At 70.8% G+C, this 19,663-nt stretch carries 23 protein-coding genes; 5 read left to right on the top strand and 18 right to left on the bottom strand.

The genetic code is table 11. From position 1 onward, the window contains the following. Positions 1-57: 57 nt before the first annotated feature. The 3 genes from ACZ4O3_RS39355 to ACZ4O3_RS39345 form a co-directional block, all read right to left on the bottom strand. Positions 58-396, bottom strand: a complete 339-nt coding sequence (locus tag ACZ4O3_RS39355) for a DUF2516 family protein (RefSeq protein WP_384987262.1) — start codon at positions 394-396, stop codon at positions 58-60. Positions 397-528: 132 nt separating this feature from the next. Next, complete coding sequence (locus ACZ4O3_RS39350; RefSeq protein ID WP_467727009.1) at positions 529-1,185, bottom strand: hypothetical protein; 657 nt, start codon at positions 1,183-1,185, stop codon at positions 529-531. Positions 1,186-1,262: 77 nt separating this feature from the next. After that, entirely contained in the window at positions 1,263-1,778 is a 516-nt protein-coding gene (locus ACZ4O3_RS39345) for a helix-turn-helix domain-containing protein (protein ID WP_362713490.1), read from the bottom strand. Between the two features lie 262 nt (positions 1,779-2,040). On the opposite strand from ACZ4O3_RS39345, the gene ACZ4O3_RS39340 reads away from it, so the two are divergent. Beyond that, positions 2,041-2,313, top strand: a complete 273-nt coding sequence (locus ACZ4O3_RS39340) for a hypothetical protein (RefSeq protein ID WP_467727007.1) — start codon at positions 2,041-2,043, stop codon at positions 2,311-2,313. Here the strand turns inward: ACZ4O3_RS39340 and ACZ4O3_RS39335 are convergent. Beyond that, positions 2,300-2,671, bottom strand: a complete 372-nt coding sequence (locus ACZ4O3_RS39335; protein ID WP_467727006.1) for a VOC family protein — start codon at positions 2,669-2,671, stop codon at positions 2,300-2,302. The genes ACZ4O3_RS39340 and ACZ4O3_RS39335 overlap by 14 nt on opposite strands. A gap of 355 nt (positions 2,672-3,026) precedes the next feature. On the opposite strand from ACZ4O3_RS39335, the gene ACZ4O3_RS39330 reads away from it, so the two are divergent. Together ACZ4O3_RS39330 and ACZ4O3_RS39325 are read left to right on the top strand one after the other, a co-directional pair. Further along, positions 3,027-3,482, top strand: coding sequence for a hypothetical protein (locus ACZ4O3_RS39330; RefSeq protein ID WP_467727004.1), 456 nt, complete (start codon positions 3,027-3,029; stop codon positions 3,480-3,482). Between the two features lie 44 nt (positions 3,483-3,526). Beyond that, positions 3,527-4,453: a hypothetical protein gene (locus tag ACZ4O3_RS39325; RefSeq protein ID WP_467727002.1), complete on the top strand. Its 927-nt coding sequence runs from the start codon at positions 3,527-3,529 to the stop codon at positions 4,451-4,453. A gap of 13 nt (positions 4,454-4,466) precedes the next feature. Here ACZ4O3_RS39325 and ACZ4O3_RS39320 read toward each other — a convergent pair whose 3' ends face one another. From ACZ4O3_RS39320 to ACZ4O3_RS39285, 8 genes are all read right to left on the bottom strand, one after another. Next, positions 4,467-5,033, bottom strand: coding sequence for a DUF6817 domain-containing protein (locus tag ACZ4O3_RS39320; protein WP_362713496.1), 567 nt, complete (start codon positions 5,031-5,033; stop codon positions 4,467-4,469). Positions 5,034-5,152: 119 nt separating this feature from the next. Further along, a complete protein-coding gene (locus tag ACZ4O3_RS39315; protein ID WP_362713498.1) occupies positions 5,153-5,629 on the bottom strand; it encodes an HAD domain-containing protein in 477 nt (158 codons plus the stop codon). A gap of 15 nt (positions 5,630-5,644) precedes the next feature. Beyond that, the gene (locus ACZ4O3_RS39310) at positions 5,645-7,663 is read right to left on the bottom strand and encodes a HelD family protein (RefSeq protein ID WP_467727000.1); all 2,019 of its coding nucleotides are present in this window, start codon (positions 7,661-7,663) and stop codon (positions 5,645-5,647) included. Between the two features lie 41 nt (positions 7,664-7,704). Further along, a complete protein-coding gene (locus ACZ4O3_RS39305; RefSeq protein WP_362713502.1) occupies positions 7,705-8,349 on the bottom strand; it encodes a TetR/AcrR family transcriptional regulator in 645 nt (214 codons plus the stop codon). A 23-nt stretch (positions 8,350-8,372) separates the two neighbouring features. Beyond that, entirely contained in the window at positions 8,373-10,562 is a 2,190-nt protein-coding gene (locus tag ACZ4O3_RS39300) for an aminoglycoside phosphotransferase family protein (RefSeq protein ID WP_362713504.1), read from the bottom strand. A gap of 291 nt (positions 10,563-10,853) precedes the next feature. After that, the gene (locus tag ACZ4O3_RS39295) at positions 10,854-11,720 is read right to left on the bottom strand and encodes a winged helix-turn-helix domain-containing protein (protein ID WP_362713506.1); all 867 of its coding nucleotides are present in this window, start codon (positions 11,718-11,720) and stop codon (positions 10,854-10,856) included. 315 nt (positions 11,721-12,035) lie between these two features. After that, complete coding sequence (locus ACZ4O3_RS39290; RefSeq protein WP_467726997.1) at positions 12,036-12,749, bottom strand: HAD family hydrolase; 714 nt, start codon at positions 12,747-12,749, stop codon at positions 12,036-12,038. Positions 12,750-12,778: 29 nt separating this feature from the next. Beyond that, complete coding sequence (locus tag ACZ4O3_RS39285; RefSeq protein WP_362713510.1) at positions 12,779-13,648, bottom strand: FadR/GntR family transcriptional regulator; 870 nt, start codon at positions 13,646-13,648, stop codon at positions 12,779-12,781. Between the two features lie 143 nt (positions 13,649-13,791). Here ACZ4O3_RS39285 and ACZ4O3_RS39280 point away from each other — a divergent pair, with 143 nt between their 5' ends. Next, entirely contained in the window at positions 13,792-13,983 is a 192-nt protein-coding gene (locus ACZ4O3_RS39280; protein ID WP_362713512.1) for a hypothetical protein, read from the top strand. Between the two features lie 9 nt (positions 13,984-13,992). On the opposite strand, the gene ACZ4O3_RS39275 is transcribed toward ACZ4O3_RS39280, so the two are convergent. From ACZ4O3_RS39275 to ACZ4O3_RS39265, 3 genes are all read right to left on the bottom strand, one after another. Further along, positions 13,993-14,907 carry a winged helix-turn-helix domain-containing protein gene (locus ACZ4O3_RS39275; RefSeq protein ID WP_362713514.1) on the bottom strand — a complete coding sequence of 305 codons (915 nt, stop codon included), beginning with the start codon at positions 14,905-14,907 and terminating at the stop codon, positions 13,993-13,995. A 363-nt stretch (positions 14,908-15,270) separates the two neighbouring features. After that, entirely contained in the window at positions 15,271-16,515 is a 1,245-nt protein-coding gene (locus ACZ4O3_RS39270) for a GNAT family N-acetyltransferase (protein WP_362713516.1), read from the bottom strand. Between the two features lie 58 nt (positions 16,516-16,573). Then, positions 16,574-17,158, bottom strand: a complete 585-nt coding sequence (locus tag ACZ4O3_RS39265; RefSeq protein WP_362713518.1) for an RsiG family protein — start codon at positions 17,156-17,158, stop codon at positions 16,574-16,576. Between the two features lie 158 nt (positions 17,159-17,316). Here ACZ4O3_RS39265 and dtd point away from each other — a divergent pair, with 158 nt between their 5' ends. Then, the gene (dtd, locus tag ACZ4O3_RS39260; protein WP_362713520.1) at positions 17,317-17,742 is read left to right on the top strand and encodes a D-aminoacyl-tRNA deacylase; all 426 of its coding nucleotides are present in this window, start codon (positions 17,317-17,319) and stop codon (positions 17,740-17,742) included. Here dtd and ACZ4O3_RS39255 read toward each other — a convergent pair. The 3 genes from ACZ4O3_RS39255 to ACZ4O3_RS39245 form a co-directional block, all read right to left on the bottom strand. After that, complete coding sequence (locus ACZ4O3_RS39255) at positions 17,720-17,914, bottom strand: hypothetical protein (RefSeq protein WP_467726995.1); 195 nt, start codon at positions 17,912-17,914, stop codon at positions 17,720-17,722. The two genes, dtd and ACZ4O3_RS39255, sit on opposite strands and share 23 nt — an antisense overlap. A gap of 299 nt (positions 17,915-18,213) precedes the next feature. Further along, positions 18,214-19,179, bottom strand: a complete 966-nt coding sequence (gene ygfZ / locus ACZ4O3_RS39250) for a CAF17-like 4Fe-4S cluster assembly/insertion protein YgfZ (protein ID WP_467726993.1) — start codon at positions 19,177-19,179, stop codon at positions 18,214-18,216. Between the two features lie 10 nt (positions 19,180-19,189). Next, positions 19,190-19,651, bottom strand: coding sequence for a Fur family transcriptional regulator (locus ACZ4O3_RS39245; protein WP_362713526.1), 462 nt, complete (start codon positions 19,649-19,651; stop codon positions 19,190-19,192). Positions 19,652-19,663 lie beyond the last annotated feature (12 nt).

Genomic DNA, 19,663 nt, shown 5'->3' with positions numbered 1-19,663 from the left:
CGGCACCGCGCCCCTTCGGGGACGCGGTGCCGGACGCGCGCTCGGTAGGTGTCGGGGTCAGCGGCCGCCGTTGTACGGGCCGTAGGGGCCGTCGCTGCTGCTGCCGCCACCTCGGCGGCGGCCGAAGCCCCCGCCGGAGACCTGCCTGAGGGCGGGGCGCACGTCGACGAAGAAGACGATCGTGGCCACCAGGCCCGCCAGCTGCAGGAAGAGCATGGGCACCAGCAGGTTCACCGCGACCGCGATGCCGAGGATGATCAGCCAGAAGCCCTTGTTCTGCTTGTCCGCGGCCCGGTACGCGTCGTCCCGGAAGAGCGCGGCCATCACCAGCGCCACCACGGCGAGGACCAGCATGGCGAGGTAGAGCAGCCCCAGAAAGCTTGAGAAGCCCTGCATCAGCACAACGTCCACCACCCGTTTCGGCTTGTTCCTACGCGGCCACCGTACCCGCTGGGCCGATCCCGCTACCCCGATAACGGGCCGGACATCCGAGGAGTGCCCGGCCCGTGCGGTTCCCCGCCCCGCCGGTTACTTGGCCGGCGGGGTGGTCTTCTTGACCGGGGTCGCCTTGCGGGGCGCCGGGGCCTTCTTGCCGCCGGCGCCGGCGCTGGCGCTGGCGGTCGGGGCCTTCTTGACCGCTACCGGCTTGGCCTCGGCGGCCTTCGGCCGCTCCGCCTTCTTCTCGTCGGCCTTGACCGCGACCGGCTCGGGCTTGCCCTCGACGGCGATGGCCAGGTCCTCGATCTCCTCGGCCGCGTCGCCGCGCCAGGTCTTCACGGCCTGCTCGCCGTGCTCGGCGACCTTCTCGTAGGTCTCGCGGGCCTTGACGGCGTACTCGGCGGCCACGCCGACCTGGCGCAGGGCGAAGTCCTGGGCGGACTCGCCGAGCTTCTTGAGGTCGCCGTCGAGGGAGACGATGAAGTCGTTGACCCGGGCCTGGAGGCTGGCCTGCGCCTCCTTGGCCTTGGCACCGGCCTCCTTGGCACGGGAGGCGGCCTTCTCCTGCACGGCCTTCGGGTCGGCGTTGCGGACGGCCTCGATGCGGGCCGGGGCCTCGGCGCGCAGCTGCTCGACCAGGCCGGGGACCTTCCTGGCCTGCTGAAGGGCGAGGTCGGCGGTGCCGGCGGCGAAGTAGAACGGGGTCGGGTCACTGAGGGTCTTGCGCAGATCGTCGGTGATGGCCATGGTGATGGTCCTCCCGGATTCAGGTTCGGCTGAGGGTTTTGTGGTCCGCGGCGTGGCGGTCGGCGCGCTTGGCCGGCTCATCCGGCCGTCCGCCCCGGACCGATCTCGCTGCCGGCGTCACTGCCGGTACCGCTGTCGGCGTCACTGCCTATGTCACTGCCTGTGTCACTGCCGGCCTCGCTGCCGTCGCCCCGCCCACCGCCGGCCTCACTGCCGGCGGCACTCGCGCTCTCCTCGCCCGACCCGAAGCCGTTCTCCTTGCGGAACGACTCGTAGATCTGGAGCAGCACCTGCTTCTGCCGCTCGTCGAGAGTGGGGTCGGCGAGGATGACCGCACGGGTCTCCACCTCGTTCAGATCCCGCTCGGCGTCGAGGATGCCGGCGCGGACGTACAGCGTCTCGGCGGAGATCCGCAGGGCTTTCGCGACCTGCTGGAGCACCTCCGCGCTCGGCTTGCGCAGCCCGCGCTCGATCTGGCTCAGGTACGGATTGGACACCCCGGCGGCGTCGGCGAGCTGCCTGAGCGACAGCTGCGCGTTGCGCCGCTGTTCACGCAGATACTCACCGAGATTGCCGACGTTGAGCGATGCCATACCCCCACCCTGCCTCATCCTCGCTAACAATTGCAAGCACCCGCTTGCAAAAGTGTGCCCGCGTGTCGCCCCGCCGGTCCCGGGGCGAGAGGACTGTCCTGTCTCTGCGATGTGTAGGCAGTCCCGCTCTTCTGTAGGCATGTACAGCTGGGTCCCGGTCATGTGTAGGCGAGTTCTGGAGTGTTCCGGTCTTGTGTAGGTACGGCGAGCACCCCGCTTCTACGGTCGAAGTGGCTGGTCGATGTCGTACCGGAGGCCCGGGATGGATGCGGATGAGGTGTCGGCGGAGGACATCGAGCTGGAGTACGTCAGCACAGCCGGGGTCCGCGAACGGGGGCCTCTGAGCCGGTTGTGGCCGGTGCGGTTCGAGTCGGTACGGCCCGAGCGCCGGTTCCCGGTTTTCCGAGGCCAGGGCAACTGGTGCGGCTGGTACTGGTCGGCGACCTGCGGCGGGCATGTGGGCTATGAGTCGTGGCTGGAGCGCGACCACATGCCGATCCCCGTCCCAGGCAGGGCGCCAGTCAGCGCAGGCTGATGCAGAACGGATGCCCAACTGGATCGGTGAGGACCCGCGCCTTGTCGCCATGCGGCTGGTGATCCGGCTTGCCCGCACCCAGCTCCAGCAGCCGGATCTCGGCCACCTCCAGGTCCTCATCGACCTTGAAGCAGATGTGAAGCTGCTGAGGAACGATCTGGTCAGGCCAGCTCGGAGCCCGGTAGTCGTCGACTCGTTGAAAACCGATCAAGAGTCCGTGCTCACCGTTGAGGCCCGCGAAGTCGGTGTCCGACTTCGGATGCAGTTCAAGGCCGGTGGCCTGCTGATAGAACGCCGCCAAAGCCAGCGGATCAGGGCAGTCGAGCGTTATCGCAACCAGCTTCATCTGCAGGGACATGGCGCCTCCGGGCCGACCAGTGGACTTCCGCGATGAACACCCTAGAGGCGGCTGCCTACAGTTGAGCGGGACATCGACCGCCAGCCCGTCCCACTCAACCGTAAGCACTGCAGATCAGAGCTTCGCCCTGCCCACAGTTATCTGGGACAGGACACGTCGACCTGTCCCGCTGAAGGTGGGCCGGTCTCGGTCTGTCCGAATCGTCTGGTCCTGCGTCCCGGTCGACCTGGGCCGTCTACCGATCCGTCTCGCTCTTTCCGAGCCACCGCCGTGCCCGGTCCCTACGGTCGTCGTACCTGATCAGCGCGAGTGAGGGTGGCTGGTGGGGCCTGTACGCACGAGGCCCCTCCCGGATATGACCGAACGCGAGTACTTCGCCGGCGTCGGCCGACGTCCCGGCATGCTCGTCGGCAAGACCTCCTTCCACATGCTGACCGCGTTCCTGACCGGTTATGACCAGCACGCTCTCCGGCACGGTGGACCCGGGCTCACGGGCTGGCACGAGTGGCTCGCGGCCCGTCGCGGCCGCGGCCGCAACCACGCCCGGCCTGGCCAGGTCCTCCACATCGCCCTCCCGAACGGCTGGGACGGCTTCTGGAATCTTCCGCCCGAGGACGAACAGCACGCGATCAAGGTCCTGTTCGAGCTCCTCGACGAGCTCGCTGCCGAGCGCGCGGCAGCGCAGGACTCACAGACCTCGGGTGGGGTGAGACGCCGCGCCGAACCGCGTCTCACTCAGGACGAACCACTGCCGGTCAATACCTCGTCATGGTTCACCCCGACGGAGACGGGACCCCCGTCGTCTGAGTAGCAGAGCTCATGCGGGCCGTGGAGCCGGCTGACAGGCTCCGTTTCATGACGAGGGGCCGAGGGACGCTGACGGCGCTGCATCTCTTCCAGGTCTGGGCGGCGATGACGGCCACGGTGCCGACGCTCGGCTTCGCGCTGGTGCTGACGGGCTGGGGCGGCGGCACCGGGGCGGCCCTGCTGGTTCTCGCGCTGGGCACGCCGCTGCTGGTGGGCCTGCTGGCCCTCGTGGGCACCTCGGCCAGGACCCTGGTGCCGCTGTGCGGCTCGGTGGGCGGGCGGCTCGGCTGGGCGGCCCTGGTCTTCACCCTCGGCACCCTGGGCGTGCTGGCGGGTGTCGCCGCGTACAGCGGGGACGTCGGGCTGGGGAGTGCCGGGGCCCGGGTCGCGCTGACGGGGGTGCCGTACGCCGTCGCCGCCGCGCTCCTCGTGCCGGGCCGGTGGGTGCGGCTGGGCGCGGTGGCCGTGCTGGCGGCCGGTGTCGGCTACTGGGGCTTCGTCGGCCCGGCGCAGGCGGAGCGGCACCGGCAGACGGCGGAGACCGCGCGCTACCGGGAGCATGCGGAGCTGCTGTATCTGGGCGCTCCGCCGCCCGGAATGCGGGTGTCCGACGCCCGGGTCGGGGCCGCCTACTTCACTGTCGCGTACCGCGCCGTACGGGAGGGGTACGACCTCTCCTACACGGGGCTCACCGTGCGGCCGGCACGCTCCCCGGCACCCCGGTGCCCCGAGCCCGCGCGGAAGGCCGTGACCTGCACCGTGGACGCGCACGGCGAGATGCGCACGGTCGAGCGCATCACCGGCGGGGTCCGAGCCGTCACCCTCGCCCGCCGGCACGGCGGCAGCGAGGTCGAGATCAGCAGCCAGTCCCTCGACGAGGCCGGCCTGCGGCACGTCCTGGACACCCTGCATCCGCTGTCGGACACGGAACTGGAGAAGCTGATGCGCGAGAAGGCGATCACCCAGGGCTACTGAGCCGTGCCGGTCCTCACCCGCCGCCCCCGGTTCCTCCCCCGAGCACGCTCTGGCAGGACGCCCAGGCAGGCCGGCTCAGCAGGGGGCGGAAACGGGTGAACAGGGCGAGGAGATCCGGACCCCACGTCTCGCGGAAGGACGGGTCCACGCCGGCGAGGTCGAGTTCGTTGGCGGCCGTCAGCTCGGCGAAGTCCCGGCGGGACCCCGGATCCGGAACACGGGCGCGGCCGGTGAACCGGTCGTGGACCGGAGCGTCGGCGTCCGGGAACGCCGGGTACGTGGCTTTCCGGTCGCAGGAGCCGTAGAGGTACACCAGGGCTTCGGCCTCCGTGCCGATCACCGCGGCGAGTTCGGCACGACGGCCGACGGGCAACAGCGCCGTGGGGAAGCCGTCGGTCCCGTAGAACGCGTGGCACAGGCCCGCGAGCCGGAGTGCGGGACGCGCACCCCATGCGGCGAGCTGCTCCTCGACGCGTCGCAGATGCGCGAGCAGAGTCCCGCCGGGATGGGCGGTCCCGGCGGCCCCGAGGTCCCGCAGGAGGACGACGGCGGCCCGGCTCGCGGCGACGGGGTCGGGCACGGGCACAGACGCAGGCACATGTACAGGCACAGGCACGTCGGACACGATCGGGATCCTTGACCGTTCCCCGCCCGACGTCAACCACGCGTCCTCAACTGGGCGTTCTCAACCGCGCGCCCTCAACTGTGCTCTCTCAGCCAGGACTTCAGGGCGTCCAGGTCCACCGGTGTCAGGCCGAACTCGTGGTCCACGCGGTGGAGCAGGGCCGGGCCGCGGTGGTGGGTGGCCACCCAGGCGCGGTCCGCCTCGGTGATCTCGTCGTCGATCCAGATGAACGGCCGCTCGCCCGCCCACTCCACCAGCGGCCGCGTCTTCCAGTGCAGCAGGGTGGGCGGCTCGTCCTCGTCCGGCCACTCGACGACGGGCAGCGGGGGCAGTCCCAGCCACGGGGCGACGCAGGCGTTCGCGTCGTCCATCCAGGTGGTGGCCCAGACGAGCTGGCAGCCGAGTGCGGACAGCCGCGGGCCCAGCGCCGGGTCGATACGGGTGACCAGCGGGTTCAAGGGCGCGTGGGCGGTCTCGTAGGCCGGGTACCGGTGCCCCTCGGGGGCGCCGAAGGGGATGAGGGTGCCGTCGATGTCCAGGAAGATAAGCATCGGGGACACGATCCCTCAAAACGGCAGCGGCCTCGCGTGCACCACGTCCAGCCTGGTCACCGCACGGGTCAGGACGACGTACAGCCGGTGCAGCCCGCGTTCCTCGCCCTCCGCCACCGCCGCCGGTTCGACCGCCACCACATGGTCGTACTCCAGGCCCTTGACCAGGCTCGCCGGGACCACGGCCACCCTGGCGCCGAGCTGGTCCGCCTCGGCCGGTTCGATGCCCGCGGCGGTGAGCGCGGCACGTACGTCGGCGACCTGCGCGTCCGCCGCCACGACGCCCACCGATCCCTCGCGGGCCAGAGCCTCCCGCACCGCGGCGACCGTGGCGGCCGGCACGTCCCGCGTCGGACGGATGGTCAGTTCCCCGTCCGCGCGGTGGGAACGGGCCGGGGGCACGTCCGTGTCCAGGCGTGCCAGCAGCCGGTTCGTCAGGTCCACCACCGCCGCCGGAACCCGGAACCCGGTGGTGAGCGGCACGACCGCCGCGTCCGGTTTGCCCAGGTGGCCCAGTACGGTGTCCCAACTCCTTGCGGACCAGGGCGTGGTGGCCTGCGCCAGGTCACCGAGGACGGTGAGCGAGCCGAAGACGGCGCGGCGGGCGATCGCCCGGCACTCCATGGGGGACAGGTCCTGGGCCTCGTCGACGACGATGTGGCCGTAGCCCTCGGGGTGTTCGACGAGTCCGGCGATCTCGTCGAGGAGGACGAGGTCGGCGGCTGACCAGTGGGCGGACTTGTACGAGCGCGGTGGGCGGGGCCAGCGCAGGGCCTGTTGTTCGGCGGGGTCGAGGAGGCCGTCGGCCGCCCGCGCCAGCACCTCGGCGTCCGTGAGGAGTCCGGCCAGCACCTCCTCCGGGCGCACCTTCGGCCAGACGGTGTCCAGGCAGGCGCTCATCGCCCGTGACCGTTCCAGGCGACGGGTCCAGGCGGCCGGCTGCGGTCCGGCCCGCCGTTCGGCCTGGAGCTGTACGGCCCGCATCGCCCGTCCGCGCACCCGCTCCCGCCCGACGGCGTACGGCGGTTCCTCGCGCCGTACCGCGGCGACGATCCCGGTCAGCGCGGCGGCGGACACCCGCCAGGTGTAGGTGCCGTCGGAGAGGGAGAGGGGGTGGACGGCCTCCGTGGACACGTGGGCGTACAGGGCGCGGCGCAGGACCTCGGCCATCCGGGGGTCGTGCTTGAGCGCGGCGGCGCGGGCGGAGTCGGCGCCGGTGGCCGGATGGCGGGCGATCTCCTCGTGCAGGGTGGCCTGCCGTACGCCGGTCTCGCCCAGGGCCGGCAGCACCTCGGAGATGTACGACAGAAAGGTGCGGTTGGGGCCGAGGATCAGCAGGCCGGAGCGGCGGATGCGCTGGGGGTGGGTGTACAGGAGGTAGGCGGCGCGGTGCAGGCCGACGGCGGTCTTGCCGGTGCCCGGGGCGCCCTGGACGCAGACGGAGTCGGTGAGGCCGGCGCGCACCAGGTCGTCCTGGTCGGGCTGGATGGTGGCGGCGATGTCCCGCATGGGGCCGACACGAGGCCGTTCGATCTCCCGGGCCAGGAGGGTGCCGGGGCCGGACTCGCCCGTGGCCAGCCGCTCGTCCTCCCATCCGGTGAGGTCGGCGGAGTCGCCGCGGCTGCCCGGGGCCCAGCCGAACCGGCGCCGTACCGCGACGCCCTGGGGTGCGTCGGGGCCGGCCTGGTAGAAGGCCCGGGAGACGGGCGCCCGCCAGTCGACGACCAGGGGCGGGGCGGTCGGCTCCGCGCTGATCCGCAGCCGGCCGATGCGGTAGCTCTGGCCGGCGTGCTCGCCGGACCCGAAGCGCAGCTTGCCGAAGAACAGCGGGCCCTGGGGCAGCTCGCCCATCTCCTTGGCCCGGCTGCGCAGCCGGTACCCGAGGACCTCGGCGTCGGCACCGGAGGCGGAGACGTCCTCACCGGTGACGACGTGCTCGGCGGCGCCTTCGACCATGCGGGCGAGGGCGGCTCGGCAGGTGTCGTGGTACGAGCGTTCGCGGTCGAGTTCCTGCTGGGCGGGTTCCTGCTGCATGGAGGACAGCGTAAGCGAGAAAATGCAACCCGGTTAAATTTTTAACCGGGAAAATCCGGAGTCCCCGGCTGTTCCTGAGCCCCCTGGAGATCCCCCAAGGCCCTCTCCAGCCGTCCGAAGGCCCGCTCCGCCGCCAGCACCGCGTCCTCCCGCACCTCCTCGACCCGCTCCCCGGCCACGATCCGCCGCCAGTTGTCCTGCGCGAGGATCCGCTGTACGGCGATGATCTGGCCGGCGGCCAGCCGGGCGTCCAGGGTGCCGCCGAGGGCCTCGGCGAGCGCGGCCTCGGACCGCTCCAGATAGATGTGCTGGCGGGCGACGAGGGTGGCGGTGCTGTTGAGGAGGGTGTGGAAGGCGAGGACCTGGGGGTGGTCGTTGAGCCCCGTGACGGGGTCGTTGCGCCGGAGTCCGTCCAGGAAGCGGGCCCGCAGCGCGCCGACCGGGGACCCGGCCCCCGCGACCAGCCGAGCGGCCTCGGTCTCGTGGTCGGCGATCCGGTGCAGGACCAGGTCCTCCTTGACGGGGAAGTACCGGAACAGCGTCGGCTTGGAGATACCGGCCGCGGCCGCCACCTCGGCGACCGGCACCGCGTCGAACCCCTTCGCCAGGAACAGCCGTACGGCGATGTCCGACACGTCCTCGTACATCCGCCGCTTCTTGCGCTCACGCAGGCCCATCTCACCCATGGGTCGAGCCTACGCAGCGGCGGTCAGGCGAGGGCGCGGGCGAGGTCTTCCGGGCGCCGGCCCGGCAGGCCCAGGGAACCGGTCGCGGCCGCCAGGGTCATGGCGTACGAGTCCACCGCGCGCCGTACGTTCGGGGCGTCCAGGCCGGCCCCGGTGACCAGGCGGTCCAGGTCGACGTAGGCCGAGCGGACGATCTCGATCCAGCGGTAGACCCGCCAGTCCCGCTCCCAGTCGCGGGTGAACCTCGGCTCCAGCACTCGTTCCCAGCGGCGGAGCATCCGGTCCCGGATCTCCGGCCGGGTCGGGGTCAGGTGCATGTGCCGGACCAGGTCGTAGAGCGGGTCGCCGACCAGGGCCATCTCCCAGTCGATGACGGTCAGGGCGAGCGCGTCGTCACGGCGGACCAGGTTCCAGGGGTTCAGGTCGCCGTGGAGCAGGGCCGGGTCACGGTCGCTCACCCGGTGCCGGGCGAGGATCTCACGCAGCCGGGGGGCATCCGGAAGCCCGAGGAAGCGGGCCAGTTGCTGGGACTCCCTGGGGAGGCTGGCGACCAGGGCGACGAGTTGGTCGCACAGCCAGCCGTAGAAGACGCCCATTTCGTCGGCGACCGGGTCGACCTGCGTGTAGTCGACCCCGGTGAGCGCGGCGAGCTGGTCGACGAGCCCGTCCGCCTCGTGCGGACGCAGGCCGTGCACGGGGTGGTCGGGTCTGCGGCCGAGGTCGCCCGGTCCCTCGTAGGTGTGGATGGCGAAGCGGTCCCGGGAGTAGGCGCACAGGTAGCGCGCCCGGGTCTCCCCCAGGGCCAGCACACGGGGGGCCGCCACCGCGACCCCGGAGCGCTCGATCGCCCGCAGTACGGCGTGCTCACTGAGGTAGCTGCGCTCCAGGCGGCGGAAGTGCGGCACCTTGCGGCGGACCACCACCGGGAAGTCGATGTGGGGCACCCGGATGACCGAGTTGAGGTGCGCGGTGCCCTTGAAGACCTGGCCGGCCGGTGTCGCGCCCTCCAGGAAGAGCGCGGCCCGCACCGCGGAGTGCGGGAAGTCGGGGCGCTCGGGGACCCGCCGGTCCTGCTTCCACTCGATGACGTCGGTGATCCGGCCGCGCGGGGCGGGGCCCTCGGCGGGCGTGGACGCCGCCCAGCGGAACAGGATCCGCTCGATCTCCTGGTCGCCCGGGACCGTACGCAGCCGCAGTGGCTCGGCGGCCGTCTCCAGCGCCTGCCGGACCGCCGCGGTCGCGGCGTCCAGGCTGTTCTGGTCGAAGGACCCCCCGAGGGACCGCGCGGCCCGCATCACGTCCGGGTAGACGGACTGGGCGCGCTCGAAGTCCACGTAGTGCCGCAGGTCCTTGGCCGCCCCCTGGGTGGCGGCAGGCCGCACCGCCCGCATGGCCTCCGTCCACGTGTCGACGACCTCGTCCCACTGCTGGGCCGGGTACTGCATGCGGACCAGATGGGTGGCGAGGTCGTGCAGGGGGTCACCGAAGGTGGCCAGCTCCCAGTCGACGCAGGTGGGGGACGCGTCGCCGGACTCGGACACGATCAGGTTGTCCCGGTGGAGGTCGGCGTGGAGGAGGCTGTACGGACGCCGGGTCATCCAGGGCACCCGGTCGGCGAACCGGAGCAGGGCGTCCTCCGGGATGCCCAGCGCGGCGAACAGCCAGCCGAACGCCGGGCCGTTGGCCTGGCGGATCTGGAGGTCCGCCATCCGGGCCAGGGTCCGCAGGAAGGCCTGGCTGTCCGAGTGGTTCCGGGGCCACATCGACGGCAGCGGCGGCAGCGCGGCACCGCGCACCTGGGTCGTCCCGGCCATCAGCCGGGCCAGGGCCTTCAGCAGCACGGTGTCCACCGGCTTGCCGTTGGCGCAGATGCTGGAGAGCGGAACTCCCTCCACATAGCTGTGGATGGTGAAGCGATTCCCCTCGAAGAGGCACTCGGGAACATTGGGCAGCACGCCCTGCAGCGCACCCAGGATCCGGGCCTCGTTCGCCCACGTCCGGATCACCACGGACAGGGCGTCGGGTCTGCGGACCCGGACGATCACCGCGGTCCCGGGCGCCCGGCGCAGCAGCCGGGCCACCGGCTCGTTCAGCGGAAGGACGTAGTTCTGGTTGTGGAAGCCGCTGCTCGCCAGCCCCCGCTCCGCCGCATGCCCCCGGAACGCCTCGTACTCGTCGTCGAAGAGGGGTCTGCCGGCGTCTCTCCCGGTCACGACAGGGGGGACGGGTGGTGCACCCACTGGTCGCTCCGGGGTGGTTCGCGCGTGGTCCGCGGGGATCGAGTAGGGGAAACGGTATTGCCGGGTGACACGTACCACGAGCCGGGGCGCCGCGAAGTGACCCTGACGGGTGGTGGGCACTCAGCTGTACGGTCGCCGGTCGGTACGGTCGCCCGGGGTCGGTTCTGTCACCTTCCCCATTACGCACGAACCCGAGCGGTTGCTCAGTCGACTGCGGCAGAGTAGCGCAGCGGAGTCCTCCTCCGGATCATCTTCGGACGGTGTTCACCCGGCGAGGAGATTCCAGACTGCCTCGAACCATCTGGTGGTGTTGGCGACGAAGGTCGAGCCGGGTGAGGTCGGGTTCGCGTCGCGGACGTGGTGGGTGAGGGAGGCGCCGAAACCCAGGACGTCCACGGACTCGACCTCCGTGCCGTCACCGAGGGTGATCTTGCGCAGAATGGGCTCGTAGAAGCCGTGCAGGACCTCGTCGTGGTTGATGACGTAGAGCTTGAACGTCGGGGTGAGCTCGGCCCGGCGCACCTCCACCTCGACCTCCGGCACCAGTTCGTCGGCGTGCAGCTGTTCGAGGACGGCGAGCAGGGAGTCGGTGTGGACCTTGGTGATGGCGCGCAGCCGCTCCGGCAGCCGCGGATCGTCCTTGTCGTCCCTGGCCCGGGGGTACGGCATGGGGTGCTGCGCGGCCGGCAGGATCATCCGCAGGGCGATCCGCCGGGGTGAGATGTCGCCGGTCCGGATCCGCTCCGCCTGGATGCGGATGTGGGCGTCCATGCTCTCCGAGGTCAGCGTGTAGATGTCCAGTGTGACCTCGTCCTGCTCGAAGGCCTCGCCGATGAGCGGGCCGAGGGTCACCGGGTGGTGCCGGGAGCGGCTGGCCCGAGGGGCGGAGGACTGTATGTGCTGGCGCATCACGACCCGTGAGCGCTTGCCCCGGCCGGACTCGATCCAGCCCTCGCTGCTCAGTTCGCGCAGTGCCCGTCGCACGGTGTCGCGGGCGACCCCGAACTCCCGTGCCAGTGACTCCTGCGACGGCAGGGGGGAGTCGATGGGGTAGGCGCCGTCCGAGAGCCGGACCCGGAGTTCCTCCGAGACCCGCTGAAAGGCTCCGGCGCTGGTCGGCTGTTTCGTCACATCCCGTACGTACCGCTCCGCAACCCCCGGCAAACAACCCCCAGTCAGGCAACTCCTCAGTCAACTTTCGTGTTACTGGATCTAGTTGACCGGGCATCTTTCCCGCAAGTCGTCAACTTCTCAGTCAACTGGTCACCTTGGGAGGTTGACGGAAAGCCGTGAGGCAAGGGGGGTGAAGAGCCGTGACCGTCCGGGTGTTCGGAGTCGACCTGCAGATCGACAACCTCGGTCAACTGGCCTTCTGGGTCACCGGATTACTGGTGTCCCTGACGGCATGGCTGCGCAGGCGCCGACGGTGGGGGCGGGAACTGCCGGCTAGTCCCGCAGCAGCTCCAGCAGCGGCTCCAGCGAGCCGACGACCCGGTCCGCGCCGGCCGCGGTCAAAAGCTTGGCTTTCCGTTCGTTACGCGCGTAGCCCAGGAACGGCACCCCGGCCCTCCGGGCCGCCTCCAGGTCGGAGGGGGAGTCGCCGATCATCAGGGCCGCGGCGGGGGCGGCGCCCATCGCGTTGAGGGCGCGGTTGAGGCAGTGCGGGTCGGGCTTGAGGCGGTGCAGGTCCTGGGTGCGGCCGTAGATGTGCGGGGCGAAGCAGGGGGTGAGGCCGCGGTCGTCGAGGTAGGCGCGGACCACCCGGGGCGAGTTGTTGGTCGTCACCGCCATCCGGACGCCGCCCGCGCGCCAGGTCTGGATGAGGACGTCCGCGTAGGCCGTCGGCATCGCCGTCGCGGTGGCCCGCAGCTCCTCCTTGGTGAGACGTTCCTCCAGCTCGGTCACCAGGTCGCTGCCGGGATGCCTGCGGTCCACGGCACGCAGCACGAGGTGCGGGTCGAGGGAGTCGCGCTCGGTCTCCGTGACCAGGCCGCGCAGGCCCCGGCTCGCCAGCCACTCCACCAGGCCGTCGGCCACGGTCTCCGCCGAGTGCCCGGCGAACAGACGGCAGATCGGGCCGTCGAAGTCCCAGAGGACGACGCGGGCACTTCTGATCAGTTCCGCGAGCCTTTCGGTCTGGTTCTCGCTGTCGGTCGCCACCAGTTCAGTCTGCGTCGCATCAGAAGTCACTAGGAGAGTGTCAGGTCCGTGGTGATGGTTTCCCAGAGGGCGTCGAACCACTTCTGCGATTGCTCCACGAACGCGGCGTCCCGGTGACCTGCCCGCTTCTCGAAGGAGAAGAGCAGGGACTCGGAACCGACGGCGTCGTACATCTCCAGCGTTCCGCTGTCGGTGAGTTCCTCGCGGCGCGTGACCATGTAGTACCCGAACAGCGCCTCCACGCCGTTGAGCAGATACAGCTTGGCCGGCGGGGTGAACGGCAGGGCCCGGAAGGTGACGTTCACGTCGATCTTGTGGGTGGAGCGCAGGGACTGGAGGTTGTACTGGAGGACCTGGCCCTGCGCGTTGCGCATGCCCAGCCAGCGGTTGTGCACGGCGTCGTCGTCGCCCTCGACCGGGACCGGGAACGCGAGGTTGATGTCGCGGCCGGGGAGCAGGACGCGGACGTCGATGCTCTCCGGGTGGATCCGGCCCTCGTGGATCAGGCGCAGGGGCTCGGCGAGCGCGGGGAGCAGGCTCTGGGCGGTGAGACAGGCGGCGTCGATGCGGACGCGCGGGGCGGCGAACGCCTGCGTCATGCGGGGGCCGAGGCCGACCATCGTCGGCTGGGGCTCGCCGAGCGGCCGGGAAGCCGGCTCGGCGACGCGCGGCGGGCTGCCCTTGGTGACGTTGGTGAGGAGACCGTCGTCCTGCAGGACCCGCAACGCCTGGCGTACGGCAGGGCGCTCCACGCCGAACTCCTCGGCGAGCTCGGCCTGGGTGGGCAGGCGGTCACCGACCTTGAGCTCCCCCTTGCGGATGCGTCCCCGCAGGGTGTCGGCGATCTCCTGAGGTGTGCTGCCGGCGTTCACTGCCACGTTCTCCTGGGTCACGACCAAACGCTACAACTCTGATCCATCTACCGGGAGTTGTTTGAAGATTGGTTATAAGTCATAGCCAACTGGGAACAACTTAATCAGAGTTGGTTACCAACTTGATTAAGTTGGTGGAAGCTTTGCTTCCCGACGATGGGGGAACCGACATGCCCGCCGCTCTCACCCTCTTGTCCGCCGTCTTCGTCGTCGGCTTCGAACAGATGGTCCAGTCGAAGTATGGTGCCACTGGCATTATCGGTCTGCTGTTGCTCACCGTGGGCATCAAGGCCAAGAGTCCTGCGGTCAGCTCTGTCGGCGCGGTCCTGCTCGCCCTGCTGCTCACCGGTCCCGCACTGTGAGAAGAGGCCTCAGGCCGTCAGCTGCAGCTCCGAGCTGATCGTCTCCCACAGGGCGTCGAACCAGCGGGCGGACTGGTCCACGAACGCGGTGTCCCGCAGGCCGGCGCCCTGCTCGAACGCGAAGAGCATCGACCGGGTGCCCTCGGCGTCGTACGTCTGCAGGTGCTCGTGGCCGATCTCCCGCTCGTGGCGCCCCAGCGTGTAGTACGCGAACAACGCCTCCACCCCGTTGAGCAGGTACAGCTTGACCGGCGGGGTGAACGGCAGGGCCCGGAAGGTGACCCGGACGTCGATGCCGTGCGTGGCGCGCAGCGCCAGCAGGTTGTGCCGCAGCACCTGGCCCTGGGCGTTGCGCTGGGCCAGCCAGCGGTTGTGCACCGCGTCCTCGGCGGAGGCGTCCAGCGCTGTCGGGAACGCGAGGTCGATGTTCCGGCCCGGCAGCAGCACCCGCACGTCGATCTTGGCCGGTTCCAGGCGCCCCGCGTGGATGAGCCGCAGCGGCTCGCCGAGCGCGAGGTTGAGGGAGACCGAGGTCAGGCAGAGCGCGTCGATCTCCACCTCGGGGGCCGCGAAGGCCGCCTCTATCCGGGAGGCGAGGGCCACCATGGTGGGCTGCGGCGACGCCTCCGGGCCGACGGCCAACCGGACAGGGCCCGGATCAGGGGCGACCGTCGCCGGTGCGCCCTTCGACACGTTGGTGAGCAGGCGCTCCGACTGCAGGATGCGCAGCGCCTGCCGTACGGCTCCCCGCTCGACGCCGAACTCGTCGGCCAGCTTGGCCTGCGTGGGCATGCGCTGGCCCGGCCGCAGCACCCCTGACCTGATCCGGGTGCGCAGTACGTCGGCCACCGCATGGTGGGACACCTGAGGCCGCTGTGACCTCTCCCGCCCATTGGCGGAGGCGTGTTCCGGCTCCACGGACAAACAGTACAACTTCCCGCCATCTTTCGGCAGTTCACGGGAAGGTGGTTATGAGTCGCTTCCAAGCGGAGATAAGTAAAGTGGAGTTGGCCGCCAACTTCAGCAACATGGTCATACTTCATCGGTGGTTGGCCAACAGGGTTCCCTTCCGGAGGGGAGCCGGGAGCCCGGTCAACCAGGGCAGCCACCGAGGCGCACGACCACCGCACCGCACCTGAGCACAGTCACAACTGAACACCGACAACCGAACACCGCCGGACCCGCACAGCCACAACTTCACAGCTCGAACGGCTCGCTACGGATGAGCACATCGGAACAACTGAACAAGGTGATTCAGGCACTGCCACCGCACGGAAGGAGACCGTCTCAGAAGATGTCCGGGCACCAAGGCCGCCCGGGCGTGCGCAACAGGGCGTCGGCCTTCCGGACGGCGCCCACTCGCGTTTCCCGGACCCGGCCGAGGGCGTGCAGCCGCGCCACGGACTGGTCGCCGAGCCAGACGGTCGCCAACTCGGCGACGTCGAGGACGAGCTCCGGGTCCTCGGCGGTCGGGGCACAGGTCGCCCGGCCGGCGGACGCCGCCAGCCGGAACCGGCCGCCGGCCAGTCCCTGCCGGTCCACCACCTCGAGGACCAGCGCCCCTTCCGCGTCGTACGTCCGCGCCTCCAGGGCCCGTACGACGTCCAGGATCCGCACCCACAGCCAGTCCGCCTGCGAGGTGATCCGCGCGGCGCGCGGGTCGGGGAGGTAGTGCGGCAGCAGGTCGTCCGGTGACCGCCAGCCGCTCTTCACCCTGGTGATCCAGTCGATCGAACACAGGTAGTGCCACAGGGCGCGCTCGGCCGCGGGCGTGGCGCCGAGCAGCCATTTCACCGTCGCCGTCTCGTCCGGCTGCTTGCCGTGCCAGGTGTCGTCCGCCGTGTACGCCACCAGCCCCTCGACAGCACCGTCCGCCGACCGGTAGGCCGCGTGGAACGGCTCGGTCCAGTCGGTTTCGAAGCGGACCGCGCCGGTGCGCAGCTGCCACCACAGCTCGCTGCGGCTGACCGCGCCGGGCGTGCCCCGGCGGACCCGTTCGTGCAGCTCGGGGCCGAGCTTGCGGACGTCCTCGGCATCGAGGAGGTCGATCCGGGCGCCGTCCTCGGGGGCCGACCAGCGGGGGTCCAGGCCGGTGCGCCCGACCTCGACCGTCCACTCCGTCAGCGTGGTCGCCGGACCGAAGCCGTAACGGCCGTAGATCGGGTACTCGGCGGCGATCAGGGTCGCGACCACGTCTCCGCGTTCCTTCGCCGCCGCGAGGTCCTTGCTCATCATGCGGGTGAGCAGGCCGCGGCGGCGGTGGGTGGGCGAGACCGTGACGTTGGAGATGGCGTCGGCGGGGACGGTAGCTCCGCCGACGGCGGTGAGCTCCTGGTCGAAGGAGCGGAACGTGGCCACGCAGCGGGAGCCGTCGAAGGCACCGAGCAGCCTGCCCGGCACGAACTGCTTCCGCCGGGCTTCGAGTTGGTCGGCAGTGAGGGTGGGCTGCTGAAGGAAGCCGGTGTTCAGGGCGCGGTGCCAGTCCTCCAGCTCGGGTTCGGTCACGGGGCGGACTTCGACGGCGTCGGTCATGACAGCACGGTAGGTGTTCGGCCGGGGTGCTGCCGATCTAATTTCCAGGAGCCGGGCCCTACGTCAGCAGATCGTCGACCTGGGCCTCGCCCTCCCGGTAGCGCCTGGCGATCTCGCCGCTCGAGTCGTCCGCCGTTCGTTGCAGGCGCTGCCGCCGCCTCGACACCTCCTGCTCGTAGCGGACCAGGCGGCCCATCGCCGTCGTCAACTCCGTGTCCGTGCGGGCCTGGAGGTCGGAGAGTTCCACCTCCGCCAGCATGTCGGCGGCCAGCCGGCCGTACTCCTCGTTGTGCGGGGTGCCCAGGGTGACGTGCCGGGCCGAGGAGCGGTGCCGGGCCGGGGCGTCGGTCAGGATCTCCGGGAGGCGGTCCACGACGGCCGCCGCGCCCGCCGGGGAGCGGCGGGCCAGTTCCGCCCGCAGGATGTCGATACGGCCCTGGAGCAGCCGTCGGACATAGCTGAGGTCCGCCTCGTCGCGTTGCGCGTCCCGGCGCAGGACGCGCAGTTCGGGCAGGCTCAGGCAGGTCAGGTCGTGCTCCGGCGGCTCCGCGGGCAGTGCGATGCCCTCGCCGCGTTGTGCGGGCGGCCGGGGCAGGCTCTGCGTGCCCTGCGTCTTCAGTCGCCCGGTACTCGGTGTGCTCATACGCCTCTACCGTCCCCTCGACCGGTCTGTGGAAGCATGGTGCCACCCCAAGTGGCCGCAATGTGACCGAGTGCCCCCGAACGGCCGTAGATGTGAAGTTAAGGATCCATAATGGACCCCCCGTGGAGGCCTGCGGGGCACCGGGCATGATGGTCCGCATGCGAGCTGTGGTTCAGCGGGTGGACGGCGCCAGTGTGGTCGTGGACGGCGAGACGGTCGGCGCGATCGAGGGCGAGGGGCTGTGCGTGCTGGTGGGCGTGACCCACGACGACACCAAGGAGAAGGCGGCCCAGCTGGCCCGGAAACTCTGGTCGCTCCGGATGCTGGCCGAGGAACGGTCGTGCAGTGACATCGACGCGCCGCTGCTGGTGATCAGCCAGTTCACGCTGTACGGCGATGCCCGCAAGGGGCGGCGGCCGACGTGGAACGCGGCGGCGCCGGGCGACGTGGCCGAACCGCTGGTCGAGGAGGTCGTCGCGCAGTTGCGGGCGCTCGGGGCGACCGTGGCGACCGGGCGGTTCGGGGCGCAGATGCGGGTGTCACTGACGAACGACGGGCCGTTCACCGTCCTGCTGGAGATGTGAGCAGTTCCCGGCAGTCACGGGCCGGGCCGGCCATGCCGGGTTCCTCCGCCGTGCCGAGCGCGCTCCTGGCCAGGTCGTGGGCGGTGGCCCGGGCGGCCGCCGCCAGGGCGAGCAGGCCGCCGCCGGCCCGCAGGGCGGCGCCGCAGCTTCGGCGAGGAGCCCGCGTTCTCATCCGCGTTGCAGGTGAACCTCTGGCCTTGGCGAAGTCCTTCAGGGCCTGCTGCTGCACATCCGCGTTCCGCGAATCCAGCCACCACATTCACTCCCGGCAGGCGCGCGGCGACTCGGCGAACTCCTTCGGCGGTTTCGCCACGGGCGCCGCGCCGCCGAGGGCACGCCACCCGTCGGGGCGAACGCGTGCACCCCGTATCCACCTGGTCGCCGCCCGTTGCCCGTCAGGGGGTGTCAACGGCACGTCTCGAAGCGTACTTGCGGAGATTCACCGCTGGTGGACCGGTCCCCGCAGCGGGCCTACGGTTCGACGATCACTTCCTGCGCGGCCGCCGTGTCCCCCGCGACCAGCCGGGCGTCCACCGGGACGTTGCGCTTGACGAGTGCCAGGGCCACCGGACCCAGTTCGTGGTGGCGTGCGGACGTGGTCACGAAGCCGATTTTGCGGCCGTCCTCGCCGTCGTCCGCCAGCCGGATCTCCGTGCCGTGCGGCGGCAGGTGCACATCGCTGCCGTCCAGGTGCAGGAAGACCAGGCGGCGCGGCGGCTTGCCGAGGTTCTGCACCCGGGCCACGGTCTCCTGGCCCCGGTAGCAGCCCTTCTGCAGATGAACCGCGGTACCGATCCAGCCCAGCTCGTGCGGGATGGTGCGGTGGTCGGTCTCGAAACCGAGGCGGGGACGGTGGTTCTCCACCCGGAAGGCCTCGTAGGCGAGGAGGCCGGCCGCCGGGCCCGCCTTCGCCGCGTACGACTCCAGGTCCGCGCGGGGCAGGAAGAGATCACGGCCGTACGCCGTCTCGCGGACGACGGCTCCCTCCGGGGGCTCGGCGATCGAGCCGGCCGGGAGGTGCACCACGGCGAACTCGGCGGTCCGGTCGGCGACTTCCACCCGGTAGAAGAACTTCATCGACTCCAGGTAGGCGATCAGCGCCTCCGCGGTGCCGGGCTCCACGTGGGCCCAGACGGTGGTGCCGTCGTCGACCAGGTACAGCGCGTGTTCGATGTGGCCGTGCGCGGAGAGGACCAGCGCCTCGGTGGCCTCGCCGACGGGCAGCTCACTGACGTGCTGGGTGAGCAGGAGGTGCAGCCAGCTCAGCCGGTCCGCACCGGTGACGGCCACCACTCCCCGATGGGAGAGGTCGACGAAACCGGCGCCGTCGGCGAGGGCGCGCTGCTCGCGGAACAGGTCGCCGTAGTGGGCGGCGACGCCTTCGTCCACGCCCTCGGCGGGCACGGCGCCGGGCAGGGTCAGCAGGGGGCTCTTCATGGGAGTAAGCCTACGACTCGGTAATTGAAGTCTGGACGGTTGCGGCCTTGGCTCTCTTGCGGGCGCAGTCCTGGCAGCGGCCGAAGATCGCGAAGTGCTTCATGTCGGTCTCGAAGCCGAAATCCCGCCGCAGCTTGGCGGTGAACTCCGCGGCCACCGTCACGTCCGCCTCGATCACGTTCTCGCAGTCGCGGCAGACGAGGTGGATGTGATGGTGCCGGTCGGCGAGGTGATACGTCGGCGCCCCGTGCCCGAGGTGGGCATGGCTGACCAGCCCCAGCTCCTCCAGGAGCTCCAGGGTCCGGTAGACCGTGGAGATGTTGACCCCCGACGCGGTCCTCCTCACCTCACCGAGGATCGCGTCGGGCGTCGCGTGCTCAAGGGTGTCCACGGCTTCGAGCACGAGTTGCCGCTGCGGCGTCAGCCGGTAGCCGCGCTGCCTTAGGTCGCTCTTCCAGTCGGTGCTCACCACACCGAAAGTCTA

The sequence above is a fragment of the Streptomyces sp. NPDC026515 genome, from assembly GCF_055567595.1.
This window is presented reverse-complemented; position numbering and strand designations above follow the sequence as displayed.